General features: G+C 74.7%; 14 protein-coding genes and 1 riboswitch. Of the genes, 11 read left to right on the plus strand and 3 right to left on the minus strand.

The genetic code is table 11. The features are described 5' to 3' along the window. Positions 1–15: 15 nt before the first annotated feature. Together ABD774_RS10590 and ABD774_RS10595 are read right to left on the minus strand one after the other, a co-directional pair. Positions 16–777, minus strand: a complete 762-nt coding sequence (locus ABD774_RS10590) for a hypothetical protein (RefSeq protein WP_345040764.1) — start codon at positions 775–777, stop codon at positions 16–18. After that, positions 774–2,465 (minus strand): PspC domain-containing protein, encoded by a 1,692-nt coding sequence (locus ABD774_RS10595; RefSeq protein ID WP_345040766.1) that lies wholly within the window; start codon positions 2,463–2,465, stop codon positions 774–776. Before ABD774_RS10595 ends, ABD774_RS10590 begins: the two co-directional genes overlap by 4 nt. Positions 2,466–2,601: 136 nt before the next feature. Here ABD774_RS10595 and ABD774_RS10600 point away from each other — a divergent pair, with 136 nt between their 5' ends. The 9 genes from ABD774_RS10600 to ABD774_RS10640 all read left to right on the plus strand — a co-directional run bounded on the left by ABD774_RS10600 (position 2,602) and on the right by ABD774_RS10640 (position 14,669). After that, entirely contained in the window at positions 2,602–3,834 is a 1,233-nt protein-coding gene (locus ABD774_RS10600) for an ATP-binding protein (protein ID WP_345040768.1), read from the plus strand. Beyond that, positions 3,831–4,499: a LuxR C-terminal-related transcriptional regulator gene (locus ABD774_RS10605; protein ID WP_345040770.1), complete on the plus strand. Its 669-nt coding sequence runs from the start codon at positions 3,831–3,833 to the stop codon at positions 4,497–4,499. The genes ABD774_RS10600 and ABD774_RS10605 overlap by 4 nt, the downstream gene beginning before the upstream one ends. A 75-nt stretch (positions 4,500–4,574) precedes the next feature. Further along, the gene (locus ABD774_RS10610) at positions 4,575–4,916 is read left to right on the plus strand and encodes a hypothetical protein (protein WP_345040772.1); all 342 of its coding nucleotides are present in this window, start codon (positions 4,575–4,577) and stop codon (positions 4,914–4,916) included. Between the two features lie 38 nt (positions 4,917–4,954). After that, positions 4,955–5,440, plus strand: coding sequence for a DUF456 domain-containing protein (locus ABD774_RS10615; RefSeq protein ID WP_345040774.1), 486 nt, complete (start codon positions 4,955–4,957; stop codon positions 5,438–5,440). A gap of 87 nt (positions 5,441–5,527) precedes the next feature. Then, positions 5,528–8,257, plus strand: coding sequence for a UvrD-helicase domain-containing protein (locus ABD774_RS10620; RefSeq protein ID WP_345040776.1), 2,730 nt, complete (start codon positions 5,528–5,530; stop codon positions 8,255–8,257). Between the two features lie 109 nt (positions 8,258–8,366). Further along, the gene (locus tag ABD774_RS10625; protein ID WP_345040779.1) at positions 8,367–10,451 is read left to right on the plus strand and encodes an acyltransferase family protein; all 2,085 of its coding nucleotides are present in this window, start codon (positions 8,367–8,369) and stop codon (positions 10,449–10,451) included. 274 nt (positions 10,452–10,725) lie between these two features. Then, on the plus strand, positions 10,726–11,892 hold the full coding sequence (gene sucC, locus ABD774_RS10630) for an ADP-forming succinate--CoA ligase subunit beta (RefSeq protein ID WP_345040781.1): 1,167 nt from the start codon (positions 10,726–10,728) through the stop codon (positions 11,890–11,892). 17 nt (positions 11,893–11,909) lie between these two features. Next, a complete protein-coding gene (gene sucD / locus ABD774_RS10635) occupies positions 11,910–12,830 on the plus strand; it encodes a succinate--CoA ligase subunit alpha (protein WP_345040784.1) in 921 nt (306 codons plus the stop codon). Positions 12,831–12,995: 165 nt separating this feature from the next. Continuing rightward, positions 12,996–14,669, plus strand: a complete 1,674-nt coding sequence (locus tag ABD774_RS10640; RefSeq protein ID WP_345040787.1) for a cell division protein PerM — start codon at positions 12,996–12,998, stop codon at positions 14,667–14,669. Positions 14,670–14,719: 50 nt separating this feature from the next. Here ABD774_RS10640 and ABD774_RS10645 read toward each other — a convergent pair whose 3' ends face one another. Continuing rightward, a complete protein-coding gene (locus ABD774_RS10645) occupies positions 14,720–15,274 on the minus strand; it encodes a hypothetical protein (protein WP_345040789.1) in 555 nt (184 codons plus the stop codon). Between the two features lie 39 nt (positions 15,275–15,313). On the opposite strand from ABD774_RS10645, the gene purN reads away from it, so the two are divergent. Then, positions 15,314–15,964 (plus strand): phosphoribosylglycinamide formyltransferase, encoded by a 651-nt coding sequence (gene purN / locus ABD774_RS10650; protein ID WP_345040792.1) that lies wholly within the window; start codon positions 15,314–15,316, stop codon positions 15,962–15,964. 75 nt (positions 15,965–16,039) lie between these two features. After that, positions 16,040–16,128, plus strand: a riboswitch (ZMP/ZTP riboswitch). Positions 16,129–16,180: 52 nt separating this feature from the next. Further along, positions 16,181–17,857, plus strand: coding sequence for a bifunctional phosphoribosylaminoimidazolecarboxamide formyltransferase/IMP cyclohydrolase (gene purH / locus ABD774_RS10655; RefSeq protein WP_345040794.1), 1,677 nt, complete (start codon positions 16,181–16,183; stop codon positions 17,855–17,857). Positions 17,858–17,918 lie beyond the last annotated feature (61 nt).

Below are 17,918 nucleotides of genomic sequence, written 5' to 3' on the forward strand. Positions count from 1 at the left end.
TCCTTCGCGTGCGGGTCAGGAGACGGACTCGTCGTCGCGGTCACGCCGGCCCCGCTGCAGCAGGGGCACCAGGAGCAGCGCCACGGCCGCGACCACCAGCACGACGATCACCGAGAGCTGCAGGTCGAGCTGGTACCCGAGCCCGGTGACCAGCGCACCGAACCCGGCCAGCGCCAGGACCAGCCCGAGAATCAGCGTGCCCGTCCGCACGCCGCGCGGGGCGGCCGTGGGAGGCGTGGCCGTGGCGGCGGACCACACCGGCGCCTCGGCGGTCGAGGACCACGGTCGGGGCCCGGACGAGGCCGACCAGGCCTGCGGCTCGCTCTCCCCGGGAGCCGCGGACCACGGCTGCGGCTCGCGCTCCGCCCCGGGGCTGGCGGACCATGCCTGCGGCTCGCGCTCGGCCCCGGGGCTGGCGGACCACACCGGCCCTGGCGACGGAGCCGGCGCCGGGCCGTCGGGCGTCGAGGCCCCCGAGGACCAGGGGCCCGGCTCGGCGGGCGAGGCAGCACGCGGCTCACCGGCAGGCGACGTGCCTGCCGGCACCGGCTGCTCGGCCGGCGACGTCGTGCCGCCGGCCGCGGGGAGCACGCTGGTGTCGCCGTGGGCGGGGAGCACGTCCGTGTCGCCGTGGGCGGGGAGCACGTCCGTGTCGCCGTGGGCGGGGAGCACGTCCGTGTCGCCGTGGGTACGGAGGATCTCCGTGTCGCTGCCTGAGTTCACGATCTCGGGACGTGGTTCGCCGTCGCCGGGAAGGTCGTCGCGCTTGTCGTTCATTGTTGCTCCTCGATGTGGATGTTGCCGGCACCCGCACGGATCTGGACGACCAGCTCGGCGTCGTCCTCCTGGGCGGCGGGCGAGAGGAAGGTGGCGTCGATCGCGTTCCCGTCGGCCCAGACGACCGGGCCGGACGAGTCGGACGGGCTGGAGGACATCGGCCCGGACCACCCGGCCTGGGTTCTGCCCTCGATCCGGCCGGCCCCGAGCTCGGCCTCGATCCGGACCGCGGCGTCCGCGGGGACGACGAGGCTGAGATCGCCGGCACCGAGCTCCAGCGGGACGGTCACCGGCCCACCGGAGAGGTCCACCTCGCTGAGGTCGACGTCGAGGTCGCCCGCCACCAGCTGGTAGCCGGCCGCCGCCGACCCCGCCGTGGCGGGGGTGAAGCTGCGGTCGCCGAACCCGGCGCCGGTGCTCAGACCCTCGTGGAACGGCGCGACCGTGGACGCGAGCGTCGCCGGCACCACGACCAGCGCGAGCAGCACGCCGAGGATCGCCAGGGCGCCGCCGCGACGGCCGCGCAGGGCGGAGACCATCACGCCGAGCCCGAGCAGGAGCAGGATCGAGCCGCCGATGGTGACTGGGAGGAGCCAGCCCTGCGGGTCCGTCAGGTCCCACATCAGCAGTGCCGCCGTGGTGAGGAGGCACAGCGCCAGCACCACCGCGACGACGGCGGAGCCGGGCCCGGGCGTCCGCGGTCGCGGCGGAACCGGGGGCAGGGGCTGGGTCGGGTACGGCGCGGGTGCCGGTGCACCCTGGTACGCCGCCGTGGCCGGGTACGCCGTGGGGTCGTAACCCGACGGTGCCTGGTACGCCGGTGCCTGGTACGCCGGTGCCTGGTGGGCCGTCGCCTGATAGGCCGGGGCGTACCCCGTGGCGGGTGCGGCGCCGGGGCGCTGCGGCGCCGGGGCCGGGTCGCCGTAGGCCGCGCGGCCGTAGGCGGTGGTGGGTTCGGCGTCGCTGCGCGCCTCGGTCCAGGCCGCAGGCGCGGCGGGCGGCGGCGGAGCGGTCCACCCCTGCGGCCCGGGACCGGGCTCGGCTCCGGGCGGCGCGGCCGGGGGACGCCCCGAGCCACGCCGGGAGAACGCCGCGACGACGATGAGCACGACCGCGACCACCGCCAGGCCGAAGAGGAACCAGCCGCCTCCGCGGTAGTCCCAGCCGCCCCACCAGGTGCCGGGACGGGAGATGCCGATCACGGCGAAGGCGACGGCGCCGGCCAGGGCCGCGTCGACGTTGCCGCGCAGCGCCTCCTGGAGGTGGATCCGGCCGTCGGACTCCTCGGGCAGGAGCGCCCAGCCGAGGCCGTACAGCAGCAGGCCGAGGCCCCCGAAGAAGCTCATCACGACGAGGATCCCGCGCACGAGGAGCGGGTCGACGTCGAGGCGGCGGGCGATGCCGGCGGCAACCCCGCCGATCCAGCGGTCCTGCCCGCGCCAGATCCCCGTGCGGCGCAGCGAGTCGAAGAATCCCGCGGTGCTCTCCTGCCGCGGCTGGCCGACCCAGGCGGGCGGCGGCTGCGGGGGCGGGCCGCCGAGCGGTCCGGTGTAGGCGGGGCCGCCCTGCGGGCCGGATGGCGCGGGACCGCCCTGCGGGCCGAAGGGGGCCGGTCCGCCGTCGTGAGGACGGTCGCCGGGCGTCCGGTCGGGGCGTCCCGGCTCGGGCGAGCTGTCGTTGGTGGTCATGGAACAAGCCAACCCCTCCGGGGTCCCTCACCACCATCGGGGACGACCCTGGTCGAACCCTGACCTTCCCCTCGAGAAACCCTGGAGAATGGTCCGCCGCCCGTGGGACGGGCAGCGGACGTGTGACGATGAGCCCGTGAGTGCACCTGCCGTGCCCGGCGTCGGACGCCGGCTCCCGCTGCGCCGCCCCCGGGAGGGCCGGTGGATCGCCGGCGTGTGCACGGGCCTGGCCGCGCACCTGGGCGTGCCGGTGCACTGGGTCCGGCTCACCTTCGTCCTGACCTCCCTCGGGGCGGGCGCCGGGGCGCTCCTCTATCTCTGGTTGCTGGTCACCGTGCCCGCAGGCGACCCCCTGGAGGCGGTGCGCCCGGCGGGCCTGAGCCGCCTCGCCCCCCGCCTGCGCCTCGGCCAGCTGTCCGCCACGGCGCGCGACGTGACCATCGCGGTGGTGCTGCTGCTGGCCGCCGGGGTCCTGCTCCTCGTGCGCACGGACGTCGCCCTGCCGGCCTCGTGGTTGGTGCCGGCGCTCTTCGTCGCGGCCGGCGCGGCGCTCGCCTGGGGCGAGCTCGCCGCCGTCTCCAAGGACGACGGCGCCACCCCGGTGAGCCGCAGCAGGGTCGTCCTGCGGGTCGGGGTGGGAGTGGCGCTCGCGGTGGTCGGCGCGCTCCTGCTCATCGGGCCGGGCCGGTCGCCGCTCGAGCTGATCCAGGCCACCTTCGCGGGGCTGGCGGTGGTAGCGGGGGTCGCCGTCGTCCTCGCCCCGCTCGGGCTGCGCCTGGTCCGTGAGCTCGGGGCCGAGCGCGTGGCGCGCGCCCGGGAGTCCGAGCGCGCCGACATCGCCGCCCACCTGCACGACTCCGTGCTCCAGACGCTCTCCATGATCCGGTCCCGGGCCGGCGACAACGAGGAGGTCGCACGGCTGGCGCGGGCCCAGGAGCGGGAGCTGCGGGAGTGGCTCTACACCGACCGGCCCGCGCCCGGCACGTCCACGGCCGACGCCGTGCGGCAGGTGGCCGCCGAGGTGGAGGACCTCCACGGCGTGGCGATCGACGTCGTCACGGCCGGGGACGCCGAGCCGGACGCCGGCACCGGGGCGCTGACCGCCGCCGCCCGCGAGGCCCTGTCGAACGCCGTCGTCCACGGCCGCCCGCCCGTGAGCCTGTACGTCGAGGTCACCCCGGAGCAGACCGAGGTCTTCGTGCGCGACCGTGGGGACGGGTTCGAGGTCGACGCCGTGCCCGCGGACCGCCACGGTGTGCGACAGTCCATCATCGGGCGGATGGACCGCCACGGCGGGCGCGCCACCGTGCGCTCACGCGCCGGCGGCACCGAGGTCCATCTCGTCATGCCACGGAAGGGGCAGCAGTGAACGACCAGCAGATCCGGGTCCTCCTCGTCGACGACCACGCTCTCGTCCGCACCGGCGTGCGGGCGGAGCTGACCAAGCACGCGGCCGACGTCGTCGTGGTGGGGGAGGCGGAGGACGTCGAGGGGGCCGTGGCTGCCGTGCACGCCCTCCAGCCCGACGTCGTGCTGCTCGACGTCCACCTTCCCGGCGGCGCGGGTGGGGGAGGGGCCGAGGTGGTGGCCGCCTGCGCCGACAGCCTCGCCACGACGAAGTTCCTCGCCCTGTCCGTCTCCGACTCCAGCGAGGATGTCGTCGCCGTGATCCGGGCCGGGGCGCGCGGCTACGTGACCAAGGCCATCGGCGCCGACGACCTGGCCGACTCCATCCGGCGCGTCGCCGCGGGGGACGCGGCGTTCTCCCCGCGCCTGGCCGGCTTTGTGCTCGACGCGTTCGGCACCGCGGCCGCCGACGTCGCCGTCCGAGACGACGAGCTCGACCGCCTCACGGCGCGCGAGCGGGAGGTCATGCGCCTGATCGCCCGCGGGTACACCTACAAGGAGGTGGCCTCCGAGCTGTTCATCTCGATCAAGACCGTCGAGACGCACGTCTCGGCGGTGCTGCGCAAGCTCCAGCTGTCCTCCCGCCACGAGCTCACCCGGTGGGCGGCCGCGCGGCGGCTGCTCTGACGCAGCTGCCGCTGTGAGGCCCGCCACGGGTTCCCGGTTTCCGACGCCGCGCCACCGATCCGTACGCTGACCAGCATGGACATCCTGTCGGGCATCTTTCTCGTCATCCACATGATCGGCTGGGCCATCGTGCTCGGCGGCGCCCTCACCTCGATGCGCGAGCCGCGCATCGCCAAGGGCGTGACGCACGGTGCGCTGACGGCGCTCGTGGCGGGCATCCTCCTGGTGGGCCTGGCCGAGATGAGCGGCGGCGACGTCAACAACATCAAGATCGCCGTCAAGCTCGTCGTCGCCCTCGTCATCACCGCGATGGCCTTCTGGGGCGACAAGAACCAGGAGAGGGTGACGCGGGGCTTCCTCGGCGGGCTCGCCGGCCTGACGGTGCTCAACATCGCCGTCGCCGTCCTGTGGCGCTGAGCGGCAGCGCGCCGGCCGGCACGGCAGGATGAGGCACCGTGGACCCCATCGCTGAGCTGATCGTCGGGCTCGTCATCGTCGTCGGACTCGTCGGCGCCGTCATCCAGATCTACCCCGGCAGCATCATCGTCGCCGCCGCCGTGGCCGTCTGGGGCGTCGTCACGGGCGGCACGATCGGCTGGGCCGTGGCCGTCGTCGGCGTCCTCGCGGTCGCCGTCGCCGGGGTCGCGAAGTACCTCTACGCGGGCCGCTACCTCAAGAGCGCCGGCGTGCCCAACCGGACGCTGCTCCTCGGGGCGGTGCTCGGTGTCGTCGGGTTCTTCGTCATTCCCGTCGTCGGGCTGCCGATCGGCTTCGTCCTCGGCGTGTACCTCTCCGAGATCGGGCGCCACCGCGACCACCGCGGCGCGTGGCGTGCCACCCTGGCCGCCATCAAGGCCACCGGGCTGACCATCCTCATCGAGCTGGCCGGGGCGCTCGTCGCCACGGGGGCGTGGGTGGCCGGGCTCTTCGCCACCCCCTGACTGATCCACCGGGCTCGGCACCTGAGTCGGGCGCCACTGTGGGTGGGGGCCACCGGTGTGGGTGCGGGCGCCTAGCATGGCTGCACAATGATTTCCCTGTTCGACAACCTGCCGCTGCCCGGTCTCGCCGGCGCAGGACTCCCGCCGCTGCCCGCCGCCGTCCCGCCCCGGGACGACGACACAGCCGGCCAACCCGCGCCCGCCGAGACGGCCCCCGCCGACGACCCGGTCGAGCGGGCGCGCCGCCGCGCCGCTGGCCGCGGGACGGCCAGCGGTGGTGGGGCTGCCAGCCGTGGTGGGGCTGCCGGTCGCGGGGCCGGTGAGGGCGATGCCGCCGGCTACGGCGACGGACCACGTCTCGGCGGTGACCCGGCCGCCCTCCTGGAGGGGCTCAACCCGCAGCAGCGGGCCGCTGTCGTCCACTCGGGCGGGCCCCTGCTCATCGTGGCCGGCGCCGGCTCGGGCAAGACGCGCGTCCTGACCCACCGCATCGCCTACCTCCTCGCCACCGGGCAGGCCCGGCCGGGGGAGGTCATCGCGATCACGTTCACCAACAAGGCCGCGGCCGAGATGCGCGAGCGGGTGAGCGACCTGGTGGGGCCCGCAGCGGGCCGGATGTGGGTCTCCACCTTCCACTCGGCGTGCGTGCGCATCCTCCGCCGGGAGCACGAGGTGCTCGGCCTGCGCTCGAGCTTCTCCATCTACGACGCCGCGGACTCCCAGCGGCTCATGACCCTGGTCTGCCGCCAGCTCGATCTCGACCCCAAGCGATACCCGCCCAAGACGTTCTCCCGCAAGGTCTCGGACCTGAAGAACGAGCTGATCGACCCGGAGGAGTACGCGCGCTCGGTGAGCGAGTCGAACCCCTTCGACTCCGCGCTCGCGCAGGCCTACAGCCTCTACAACCAGCGGCTGCGGCAGGCGCACGCGCTGGACTTCGACGACCTCATCATGACGACGGTGAACCTGCTCCAGGCCTTCCCCGCCGTCGCGGAGCACTACCGGCGCAGGTTCCGGCACGTGCTGGTCGACGAGTACCAGGACACCAACCACGCCCAGTACGTCCTCGTGCGCGAGCTCGCCGGCGTGGACAGGGACGACGACGGACGCGCCGACGGAGACCCGCGCGGCCTGCCGCCGGCGCAGCTGACCGTGGTCGGCGACGCGGACCAGTCGATCTACGCCTTCCGCGGTGCGACCATCCGCAACATCCTCGAGTTCGAGGAGGACTACCCGCAGGCGACGACCATCCTGCTCGAGCAGAACTACCGCTCCACCCAGAACATCCTTACCGCCGCCAACGCGGTGATCTCCCAGAACCCCGACCGCCGCGCCAAGAACCTGTGGACCGAGGCGGGCGACGGGCCGAGCATCGTGGGCTACGTCGCGGACTCCGAGCACGAGGAGGCCCGGTTCATCGCCGAGGAGATCGACCGGCTCGGCGACGAGCACGGCGTGCGGCCGGGCGACGTCGCGGTCTTCTACCGCACCAACGCCCAGTCCCGTGCGCTGGAGGAGGTGCTGGTGCGCACCGGCATCCCGTACAAGGTGGTCGGCGGCACGCGCTTCTACGAGCGCAAGGAGATCAAGGACGCCGTCGCCTACCTGCGCGCCGTCGCCAACCCCGACGACGCCGTCAACCTCCGACGCATCCTCAACGTGCCCAAGCGCGGCCTCGGCGACCGTGCCGAGGCCATGCTGGCGGCGCACGCCGAGCGTGAGCGGGTCTCCTTCGGGGAGGCGATCGCCCACGCCGCCGCCGAGGGGGACGAGCGCGACACCGTGCCGGAGGTCATCGGGCTGGCCACTCGCGCCCGCACCCAGGTGCGCAGCTTCCACGAGCTGCTCACCGGGCTGCGTGACCTCGAGGCCTCGGGCGCCACCCCCGCGGAGGTCCTGGACGCCGCGCTCGACCGCTCCGGGTACCTCGCGGAGCTGCGCGCCAGCGAGGACCCGCAGGACGCCACCCGGGTCGAGAACCTCGCGGAGCTGCACGCCGTCGCCGCCGAGTTCTCCGAGCTGGACCCCGAGGGCGGGCTCGGGGACTTCCTCGAGCGGGTGTCCCTCGTCGCGGACGCCGACCAGATCCCCGACTCCGACGGCGTCGACCAGGGCCAGGTCACCCTGATGACCGTGCACACCGCCAAGGGGCTGGAGTTCCCGGTCGTCTTCGTCACCGGCATGGAGGACGGCACCTTCCCCCACCAGCGGTCCCTGACCGAGACCGACGAGCTCTCCGAGGAACGCCGGCTCGCCTACGTGGCGCTCACCCGCGCCCGCGAGCGGCTGTACGTCTCGCGCGCCGCCGTGCGCACCGCCTGGGGCATGCCGCAGGAGCTGCCCGCCTCCCGCTTCCTCGACGACATCCCGTCCGAGCTGCTGGACTGGCGCCGCGCGGAGTCGTCCATGGACGTCCTGCGTCAGGGGCGCGGGGGCTCGGGCGGCTTCGGGTCGGGCGGGTACGGGTCCCGGTCCTACGGGTCCGGCGCCTACGGCGGTCGCGGCGCCGGCCCCGGCGGGCGGGACCGCGACGTCCGCGGTGCGTCCGGGGCCCGCAGCGGCCCGGTGCGCACCGGGAAGCTGGGCGTGAAGGACACGGCCACCACCACGGGCGAGAAGACCTCCGCCGCCGCGCCGCGCCCGGCCGGTGAGGGGCTGGGCCTGGACGTCGGCGACAAGGTCACCCACGACACCTACGGCCTCGGGACGGTCGTCGGCCTCGAGGGCGCCGGCTCGTCCGCCGTCGCGAAGATCGACTTCGGCGGGGGGCAGGTCAAGCGGCTCCTCCTGCGGTACTCCCCGGTCACCAAGCTGTAGCCGCCCCACCCGGTCCTGATTCCTGGCGCCGTCCCCCGCGCGCCTGCGCGGCGATGTCACCGGTGCCTCCTAGCCTCGTCCCAGGACAGGTGAGCCCGGGGAGGCGGCCATGGCGACGCAGGTGCAGGAGCCACGCACCCGGTCCCGCACGGCCGACCGGCCCCCCGCGACGCGGCCCGGCGGGCGGCCCCGGCGCTCCGGCTCCCGGCCGGGCGGCGGAAGGATCGAGGGGCTCGACGGCCTGCGCGCGCTGGCGATCGTCGCGGTGCTGGTCTACCACCTGCGCCCAGAGTCGCTCCCCGGCGGCTTCCTCGGCGTCGACGTCTTCTTCGTCGTCTCCGGGTTCCTCATCACCACCCTCCTCGTCCGCGAGCTCGGGAACCGCGGCCGCATCGACCTTCCCCGGTTCTGGATCAGGCGCGCCCGGCGCCTGCTGCCGGCGCTGGCCCTGGTGGTCGTCGTCAGCATCCCGGCCGCCTGGGCGGTGAGCTCGGACCTGCTGGTGAGCATCGGCCGGCAGACGCTCGGGGCGCTGACGTTCTCGAGCAACTGGCTGGAGATCGCCGCGGGCTCCAGCTACTTCACGGCGACCTCGCCCCAGCTGTTCGTGAACTTCTGGTCCCTCGCGGTGGAGGAGCAGTTCTACCTGCTGTGGCCGCTCGTCCTCGCGGCGATCATGGCGGCGACGTCGACGGCCCGCCCGCGGACCCGGCTGGCGCTGGGAGCGGCCGCCGTCTCCGCGGTGCTCATGGCGGTTCTCCACACGCCCGGCGAGGACGCCACCCGTGTGTACTACGGCACCGACACCCACGTGTTCGGCCTGATGATCGGCGCCGCCCTGGCGTTCGCCTGGTCCGACCCGCAGGGCGCGCTCACCTCGCGCGGCTGGCTGCGGTGGCGCCAGCCCGCGGCCCTGGCCGCTCTCGCCGGACTCGCGACGCTGATGCTCACGATCGAGCAGTCGAACCCGCTGACGTTCCGTGGCGGCATCCTGCTGGCCTCGGTCCTCACCGCCGTCCTGATCGCGTCGCTGCTCGGTCGGCCGGCCCTCTTCCAGCGGCTCATGCGTCTGCGCCCGCTGGAGTGGGTGGGGCAGCGGTCGTACGGCATCTACCTGTGGCACTGGCCCGCGATCGTCATCCTCACCGAGGCGCTGCCCGCCGCGCACGACTCGCCGGCCCACTGGGCGGTGCGCGGGCTCGCCCTCGTCGTCACCCTCGTCGTGTCCGCCGCGTCGTACCGCTGGCTCGAGCAGCCGGTGCGCGAGCACGGGTTCCGCGGCTCCGCCGCCCGCGTGCGGAGGGCCCTTCGCAGCCGCGTCCCCGCACGGCGGGGCCTCGCCCGGACGGCCGTCGCCGTCTCCGGGGCCCTCGTGCTGCTCACCGCCGGCGCCGTCGCGGTGGCTCCCGAACGCTCCCGCACGCAGGAGCAGATCGAGGCCGCGCAGGCCGCGGTGGACGCCTCCGCGGAGCAGGCGGCGGCCGTCGACCTCGCGGCACGCGCCGACTGGTCGATGCCGTCGGGGGAGGAGATCACCGGCTTCGGCGACTCCATCGTCGTCACCAGCGCCGACGGTCTGGAGCACCGCTTCCCCGGCATCATGCTCGACGCGAAGTCGATCCGGCGATGGTCCGACGGCGAGGCCGCGGTGGACGCACGCCTCGCCGAGGGAACCGTGCGCCGCGCCGTGTTCCTCGACTTCGGCACGAACGCGGGGATCGAGGACGAGGCCGTCGTGCGCCGGGTGATGGACAAGCTCGGGCCCCAGCGGCTCGTCGTCGTCGTCAACCTCTACGGCGGCAGCGACTGGGTGCCGGAGGCGAACGCCACCCTCGCAGAGATCGTCGCCGAGTACCCCAACGCGATCGTCGCCGACTGGCACGGCGCCATCTCGCGGCAGCCCGAGCTGCTTCAGTCCGACCGGATCCACCCCGGCATCGAGGGGGCGCACCTGTACGCCGAGTTGCTGGAGTCCGCGTTCGCCGCGCTGTCGGAGCGGCTCACGGGCAGCCCCGTGCTCTTCCCCGACCAGATCGGCGCGGACCTGGGCGGGGCCGCGGCCGTCGGCGCGGGCCTGGGCGGCGGCGAGCCTGACGCCCCCACCGACCCGGCCGCGGTCGCCAGCGACCAGGCAGCAGGCGCGAACGATCAGGTCGCGGACGCTTCCGCCGACGCGGCCGCCGAGGGTGAGTGACCTCGGTCACGTTCACCTGACCCGGGACCGGCCGGTCCAACGGCGGTCCGGCCCCCCGCCGCGTGCCGACCGGACGACCAGCCGCAGGTCAGCGACGGCGAGGCGCGCCGACTCTCCGCCGGCGCCCGCCGCACCGGCGAGCAGCGTCCCGATCGTGAGAGCCACGTCTCAGCAACTGGTGACCGCGCGGCCACCTCGCGTGGCGCGATAGTCTCTTCGGCGGATGTCTCGATGTCGAAACATCGTGTTGTAGACAACGGAAGGACGCAGCGGGGTGGACCTCTACGAGTACCAGGCTCGTGACGTTTTCGAGAAGCACGGTGTGCCCGTGCTCCGCGGGATCGTCGCGACGACACCGGCCGAGGCCAAGGCCGCGGCGGAGCAGCTGGGCGGCGGGACCGTCGTCGTCAAGGCGCAGGTCAAGACCGGCGGCCGCGGCAAGGCGGGCGGCGTGAAGCTCGCCCACAGCCCGGAGGAGGCCGAGGCGCGCGCGAGCGAGATCCTCGGCATGGACATCAAGGGCCACACCGTCCACCGGGTGATGATCGCCGAGGGCGCGAAGATCGCCGAGGAGTACTACTTCTCCGTCCTGCTGGACCGGTCCGAGCGCCGCTACCTCGCGATGGCGTCCGTCGAGGGCGGCATGGAGATCGAGCAGCTCGCCGTCGAGCGCCCGGAGGCGCTGGCCCGCATCGCCGTCGACCCCACGGTCGGCATCGACGAGGCCAAGGCCAAGGAGATCGTCGACGCGGCCGGGTTCGCCCCCGAGATCGCGGACGAGGTCGCCGGCGTGCTCCAGAAGCTCTGGACCGTCTACGAGGCGGAGGACGCGACGCTCGTCGAGGTCAACCCGCTCGTGCGCACCGAGGACGGGGCGATCATCGCCCTGGACGGCAAGGTCACCCTCGACGCCAACGCCGACTTCCGGCACCCCGACCACGCCGAGCTCGAGGACAAGGCCGCGGCGGACCCGCTCGAGGCCAAGGCCAAGGAGCTGGACCTGAACTACGTCAAGCTCGACGGCGAGGTCGGCATCATCGGCAACGGCGCGGGCCTGGTCATGTCGACCCTCGACGTCGTCGCCTACGCCGGCGAGAAGCACGGGGTCAAGCCGGCGAACTTCCTCGACATCGGCGGCGGCGCCAACGCCGAGATCATGGCGAACGGCCTCGACGTCATCCTGGGCGACGCCCAGGTGAAGTCGGTGTTCGTCAACGTCTTCGGCGGCATCACCGCCTGCGACGAGGTCGCCAACGGCATCGTGAAGGCCCTCGAGATCCTCGGTGACGCGGCGGCCAAGCCGCTCGTCGTCCGCCTGGACGGCAACAACGTCGAGGAGGGCCGCAAGATCCTCGCCGAGGCGAACCACCCGCTCGTCACCGTCGTGCCCACGATGGACGAGGCCGCGGCCAAGGCCGCCGAGCTCGCGGCCGCGAAGTAAGGACGGACAGAACAACCATGTCGATCTTCCTCAACTCCTCCTCCAAGGTCATCGTCCAGGGCATGACCGGTGCGATGGGCCAGATCCACACCTCCCGCATGCTCAACGCCGGCACGCAGATCGTCGGCGGCGTGAACCCGCGCAAGGCCGGCACCAGCGTCGACTTCGACGTCCAGCCCCTCGGGCCGGGCGCCGAGTCCCGCGAGGCGGGCACCGTCTCCGTGCCGGTCTTCGGCTCGGTGGCCGAGGCCCGCGAGGCCACCGACGCGGACGTCTCGGTCATCTTCGTCCCGCCGGCCCACACCAAGGCCGCCGTGATCGAGGCCGTCGACGCCGGCATGCCGCTCGTCGTCATCATCACCGAGGGCGTCCCGGTGGCCGACACCGCCGAGTTCTTCACCTACGCCGAGTCCAAGGGCGTGCGCCTGATCGGCCCGAACTGCCCCGGCATCATCACCCCGGGCCAGTCCAACGTGGGCATCACCCCGGCCAACATCACCGGCCCGGGCCGCATCGGCCTGGTCTCGAAGTCGGGCACGCTCACCTACCAGATGATGTACGAGCTCTCCGACATCGGCTTCACCACCGCCATCGGCATCGGCGGCGACCCGATCATCGGCACCACGCACATCGACGCCCTGCAGGCCTTCCAGGACGACCCGGAGACTGAGCTCATCGTCATGATCGGCGAGATCGGCGGCGACGCCGAGGAGCGTGCGGCGGCGTTCATCAAGGAGAACGTGACCAAGCCGGTCGTCGGCTACGTCGCGGGCTTCACCGCTCCCGAGGGCAAGACCATGGGCCACGCCGGCGCCATCGTCTCCGGCTCCTCCGGCACGGCCGAGGCCAAGAAGGTCGCCCTCGAGGCGGCCGGGGTCAAGGTCGGCAAGACGCCGTCCGAGACCGCCCGCCTCGCACGCGAGCTGCTCGGGGCCTGACCCCGCAGCACGACCACGACGGCGGCCGTCCCGAGCGGGGCGGCCGCCGTCGTCGTTCCCGGAGCAGGTGCGGAGCGGCCCGGTCGCGACGGCGGCGGCAGCCCGTGGCCGACACGCCGCGCCGGGACCGCGCCCGGGGGCCGACCAGGCCGGACCATGGATCCGATGCCCGCCACCACCGACTCCCGTGTGCCGCACGTCATCGACGTGCCGGTGATGACCCCCAACCGCCGCCTGCCCGAGGGCTGGCTCAGGGGACTGGTCGGCGGCGTGGAGGCGGCCGTCCTGAGCTGGCTCACCGTCGTCGTCCCCGCGATCGCCGCGTACGTGGCGACGGCGGCGGCGCCCGCCCTCGGTGACGCCGACTGGCAGACCGCCGCGCGCACGGGAACATCGCTGTGGCTCCTCGCCCACGGCGGCTCGGTGAGCGTCGCCGGCGGCGCGGTCTCCCTGCCCCCGCTCGGGCTGACCCTGCTCAGCCTCGCGCTCGTCTACGGCGCCAACCGCCGGATGCGGCTGGACAGCTACGGTGCCGGCGCCTTCGCCGTCGCTGGCTTCGTGCTCGCCATGCTGGTCGCCTCGGTGACCGCCGGCCCGGGGCCGCAGCCCGCGGCTCTCCTCGGCGGCGCCGTCGTCGCCGTCCTCGGCGTCGGTGCGGGGGTGCGCCGGACAGGTGCCGCCACCCCGGCCTGGTGGGCCGGCTGGTGGGCGCGGGTCCCCGGCTGGGTGAGGGGCGGGCTCCGGGCGGTCGCCTGGGCGCTGGTCGGCCTCGTGGCGCTGAGCGTCGCCGCCGTCGCGGTCGGGACGGTCGTCGGGTGGGACCGGGTGCGGATGGTCCAGGACGCGTACGTGCTCGACCCGCTCGGCACGATCCTGATGACGCTGGCCCAGCTGCTCTACCTGCCGACCGTCGTCGTCTGGGCCCTGGCCTGGGTGGCCGGCCCCGGCTTCGCCGTGGGCAGCGGGACGCTGTTCGCGCCGGGGGAGGTGCTCGCCGCGCCGCTGCCGGCCGTCCCGCTCCTGGGTGCCCTGCCCTCCCCGGAGGCGCCGGGGCCGCAGTGGGTGGTCGTGGCGCCCGCGATCGTCGGCGTCGTCGTGGGGGTGCTGCTCCACCGGCGGCTGCCGCAGGAGTCGCTCGCCCGGGCCGCCGGCTCGGCCGTGGTCTGCGCGCTCGGTGCCGCCCTCGTGACGGCCGCGCTCGTGCAGGCGGCCGCCGGAGCGGTCGGCCCCGGGCGCATGGCGCACACCGGCGGCGAGCCCGCCGCCGTGGCGGCCATGGTCCTCGCCGAGCTCGGCACGGCGGTGCTCCTCACGGTCGTGGCGCTCCACCCCCGCACCGCCGAGCGCCTCGGCGCCGGGGCGCGCGGCGCGCGGGAGCGGATGAGCGAGGTCGCGGAGCGACGCGGCGCCCGTCGCGAGGAGATCGAGGACGACGGCGCGCGTCAGGACGACGGCGCGCGTGAGGACGACGGCACACGTGAGGTCGCCGTCGCGCGTGTCGCCCTGGCACGTGAGGACAGCAGCGGACCCGAGGGCGGAGCCGCCAGAGTGGCTGCCGGCGCGCACGCGGCCGTCGGCGAGGCCGCGGAACACGAGTCCCACGACGCTTCCCGGGCGGCCGAGTCCCCGGAGCACCTGGACGAGGACGTGGACGGGGACCGTGCAGAGGCCCGCAGCGCCGCCTCATTGCCTGGGTGGCACGCCGTCAGCGGTGCCGTCCGCCCGCCCGCCGCACCGGAGGACCCGGCGAAGAGCGAGGGGAAGCCGCGCCGGGGTCGACGCCTCGGCCGGTGGTCCGGGCCCACCCTGTCGGACTGGACCGAACCCGGCCGCGACTGAGCACGCGCCCCGGCTCTCGGTGCCGGCAGGTTCTCGTCACGACCGTCCGCTCAGCCCTGGGGCGCCTCGAGCACCTGCTGCATGCGGTCCTCGAGGGACCGCTCCAGCTGCGCGATGCACGAGTCCTTCGCCTGCCCCGTGATCGCCCCGTCCATGCACCGGGAGTAGGCGCTGTACTCGCGCCACAGCACCACCTGCCCCGACGCCGCCAGCGCCAGGAACGCGGCGAGCACCAGGCCCACCACCAGGACCGGGGTGACCGCGCCGCGGACCTTCGCGCTGCGCACCTTCACCAGGGCGACGATGCCGAGGGCCAGTGCGGCCAGGCACAGCAGACCGGGCAGGAGCGCCCAGGGCCAGGGCAGCGTGAGCAGACCCAGCCCGAGCGCCGCGACCATCGCCAGGCCGAAAAGACGGACCCACCGCAGCGCGTCCCGCTGCGCGGCCTCGTCCGGGGCCGGGCCGTGGTCGGCGGGACGGCCGGGCCCCGGTCCGTGGCCGGGGCCGCCGGTCGGCGGCGACGGCGGACGCCCCTGACGAGGTGGCGCCCCCTGCTGTCGAGTCGCCGGCCCCTGCCGGGGCGGGCGGACCTGCTGCTCGGGCATGGGCTCATCATCTCCCACCGGGCCGTTACCCTCGGCAGGGTGACCAGCGACGCGCCCGCCTCCCTCCACGCCGCCCCGGGCCGGCCCGCCCGCCTCGTGGTGCTCGTCTCCGGCGGCGGCTCGAACCTCGCGGCGCTCCTCGAGGCCGCGGCGGACCCGGCCTACGGGGCCCAGGTCGTCGCCGTCGGGGCCGACCGCGAGGGCACCGGCGGCGAGGCGATCGCCCGGGCGGCCGGGATCCCCACCTTCGTCGAGCGGGTCGGCGCGTACCCGGACCGGTCCCAGTGGGACGCCGCCCTGACGGAGCAGGTCGCCGCGCACCGGCCGGACCTCGTGATCTCCGCCGGGTTCCTGAAGCTGTGCGGCCCGCAGTTCCTCGAACGCTTCGAGGGCCGGTACGTCAACACCCACAACGCGCTCCTGCCCGCGTTCCCCGGGATCCACGGGCCGCGCGACGCCCTGGCGTACGGGGTCAAGCTCGCCGGGGCGACCCTGTTCTTCGTCGACGCCGGCGTCGACACCGGCGCGATCCTCGCCCAGGTGGCCGTCCCGGTCCTCGAGGATGACGACGAGGCCTCGCTCACGGAGCGCATCAAGGTCGCGGAGCGCGCTCAGCTCGTGGAGCAGGTCGGGCGCCTCGCCCGCGAGGGATGGCGCATCGAGGGGCGCCGCGTCCGCCTCGGCGGCTGAGCGCACAGCGGCGGAGCGCAGAGCGGCTGCGCAGCTGAACGGGTCGGGCCGCGCCTCGGCCGGTTCGCTAGAGTGGGCCCCGGCCGTGACTGGCGAAGGTGGAGCACACCACCGGGGAGCGGCCGGAAGTTCCCGTCAGCGCACCGCACGCCTGGGTGCCTGGGTCGGGCGTCGTCGGACGCCCGCTGCACACGCCGTCGACCCAGGAGCTTTGCCATGAGCCAGAACCCCATCATCGAGCCCGTCGGGGACCAGGTGCCGCTGCGCCGGGCGCTCGTCTCCGTCTACGACAAGACCGGCCTGACCGAGCTCGCCGCCGCCCTGCACGCCGCGGGCGTGGAGATCGTCTCCACCGGGTCCACCGCCCGGACCATCGCCGAGGCGGGCGTCCCCGTCACCGCCGTCGAGGACGTCACCGGGTTCCCCGAGTGCCTCGACGGCCGGGTGAAGACCCTGCACCCGCGGGTGCACGCCGGCATCCTCGCCGACCGCCGCCTCGCCAGCCACCGCGAGGAGCTGGGCGAGCTCGGCATCGCGCCCTTCGACCTCGTCGTCGTCAACCTCTACCCCTTCACGCAGACCGTCGCCTCCGGCGCGGGCGTGGACGAGTGCGTCGAGCAGATCGACATCGGCGGGCCCACCATGGTCCGCGCCGCCGCCAAGAACCACCCGTCCGTCGCCGTCGTCGTCGACCCCTCCCGCTACGACGACGTCGCCCGGGCCGCCGCCGGCGGCGGCTTCACCCTGGCCGAGCGGCGAGCGCTGGCGGCCCAGGCGTTCCGCCACACCGCCACCTACGACGTCGCCGTCGCCTCCTGGATGGGAAACGTCCTCGCGCCCGACGACGAGGTCGAGGGCTCGGCCACCGGCTTCCCCGGCTGGGTCGGGGCCACGTGGGACCGTCAGGCGGTGCTGCGCTACGGCGAGAACCCCCACCAGCGTGCGGCCCTGTACACCAGCGGGCACGGCGAGCCCGGGCTCGCCCAGGCCGAGCAGCTCCACGGCAAGGCCATGAGCTACAACAACTACGTCGACGCCGACGCCGCCTGGCGCGCCGCCCACGACCACCAGGGCCCGGCCGTCGCCGTGGTCAAGCACAACAACCCCTGCGGGATCGCCACGGGGTCGGACATCGCCGAGGCTCACCGGAAGGCCCACGCCTGCGACCCGGTCTCCGCCTACGGCGGGGTGGTCGCCGCCAACCGCCCGGTCACCGCCGAGATGGCCGAGCAGCTCGCCCCCGTCTTCACCGAGGTCGTCCTCGCCCCCGACTTCGAGGAGGCGGCGGTGGAGATCCTCTCCCGCAAGAAGAACGTCCGGCTCCTGCGCGTCGCCGGCTCGGCGCGCGGCGCCGTCGAGACGCGGCCGATCAGCGGAGGCCTGCTCCTGCAGGCCACCGACCGGGTCGACGCCCCCGGCGACGACCCCACCGTCTGGACCCTGGCGGCCGGCCCCGCCGCCGACGAGGCGACCCTGGCGGACCTCGAGTTCGCCTGGCGCTCCGTGCGGGCGGTGAAGTCCAACGCGATCCTGCTCGCCCGTGACGGCGCCAGCGTCGGGGTGGGCATGGGTCAGGTGAACCGCGTGGACTCCTGCCGCCTCGCGGTCGAGCGCGCGAACACCCTCGGTGCGCCGGTCATCTCCGACGTCGACGCCGCCGGAGGCGCCGAGAACGTCGACGGCGCAGCCCCCGGCCCCGAGCGGGCCCGCGGCGCCGTGGCCGCCTCGGACGCGTTCTTCCCGTTCGCCGACGGCCTCCAGGTGCTCATCGACGCCGGCGTGCGCGCCGTCGTCCACCCCGGCGGGTCCATCCGGGACGAGGAGGTCATCGCCGCGGCCGAGGCCGCCGGCATCACGATGTACTTCACGGGCACCCGGCACTTCGCCCACTGACCCTCCCGTCGCGGCGCCGGCACCCCACGTGGGTCCCGGCGCCGCGTCGTCGTCGGGGGAA

The sequence above is a fragment of the Georgenia daeguensis genome, from assembly GCF_039537705.1.
GTDB classification, from domain to species: Bacteria; Actinomycetota; Actinomycetes; order Actinomycetales; family Actinomycetaceae; genus Georgenia; species Georgenia daeguensis.

Coding starts and splice junctions, on each gene's coding strand:
- ABD774_RS10590 (WP_345040764.1), bottom strand. CDS start 777: ATGAACGACAAGCGCGACGACCTTCCCGGCGACGGCGAACCACGTCCC.
- ABD774_RS10595 (WP_345040766.1), bottom strand. CDS start 2,465: ATGACCACCAACGACAGCTCGCCCGAGCCGGGACGCCCCGACCGGACG.
- ABD774_RS10610 (WP_345040772.1), top strand. CDS start 4,575: ATGGACATCCTGTCGGGCATCTTTCTCGTCATCCACATGATCGGCTGG.
- ABD774_RS10620 (WP_345040776.1), top strand. CDS start 5,528: ATGATTTCCCTGTTCGACAACCTGCCGCTGCCCGGTCTCGCCGGCGCA.
- ABD774_RS10625 (WP_345040779.1), top strand. CDS start 8,367: ATGGCGACGCAGGTGCAGGAGCCACGCACCCGGTCCCGCACGGCCGAC.
- sucD (WP_345040784.1), top strand. CDS start 11,910: ATGTCGATCTTCCTCAACTCCTCCTCCAAGGTCATCGTCCAGGGCATG.
- ABD774_RS10640 (WP_345040787.1), top strand. CDS start 12,996: ATGCCCGCCACCACCGACTCCCGTGTGCCGCACGTCATCGACGTGCCG.
- ABD774_RS10645 (WP_345040789.1), bottom strand. CDS start 15,274: ATGCCCGAGCAGCAGGTCCGCCCGCCCCGGCAGGGGCCGGCGACTCGA.
- purH (WP_345040794.1), top strand. CDS start 16,181: ATGAGCCAGAACCCCATCATCGAGCCCGTCGGGGACCAGGTGCCGCTG.